The organism is Synechococcus sp. R6-5, from assembly GCF_047461775.1.
Classification (GTDB): Bacteria; Cyanobacteriota; Cyanobacteriia; order Thermostichales; family Thermostichaceae; genus Thermostichus.
Window position 1 is genome coordinate 1 of the sequence record NZ_JANSHV010000130.1, and the last position, 678, is coordinate 678.

1 pseudogene is annotated in these 678 nt (G+C 54.6%); it reads left to right on the top strand.

Annotated features, from left to right (window positions below):
* Positions 1–333, top strand: a pseudogene (locus NW818_RS07735) (hypothetical protein); the annotation flags it as partial.
* Positions 334–678 lie beyond the last annotated feature (345 nt).

Sequence of the window (678 nt, forward strand, 5' to 3'; positions counted from 1 at the left end):
AGTATGGACGGATTTATGGCGAATGTTCGTGCTGAAGGGTGGAAGGAGGTAAAGATAGGGGCTATTTTTGAAGCATATGTTACTGGTCAGAGTGGTCAAGTGCGTGGACGTTCCCAGTCTTATGTAATGCACTTGGGCGGGCCGGCGTTCAAGCTCGCCATGGAAGCACAAGCGCGACGTTGGTCGCAGGCTGCCCAGAGTGCTGTGGTTGGAGACGGCGCAGCCTGGATTTGGAATCTCGCAGCGCGTGACTATCCTGATGCCGCTCATATCGTGGACTGGTATCACGCTAAGCAACATCTGTGTGGAGCTGCTGTATCCCAACCAGCCTGAGCAGGCAGCGGCGTGGGTTGACCAACATAGTGCAATGCTGTATGAGGGACAAGCTAAACAGATAGCCAAGCGATTAGCCCAACATACTCAGTCAGAGCAGTTGCTTACTGAGGCCAGATATTTTCACGAGCGCATGCAGTATCGGGATTTTGAGTCTGCTCACTTACCGATTGGCAGTGGCATAGTCGAATCTGGTGCTAAACAGGCTAAGCAACGTTTGTGCGCGCCAGGCATGCGCTGGTCGCGCGCTGGCTTAGAGAACATGCTGCCCTTGCGTGCTGCACTCATGAGCGGAACCTTCGACCAACTGTGGCCACGCATCTGCCCCCGTCTGTGAATGCACCC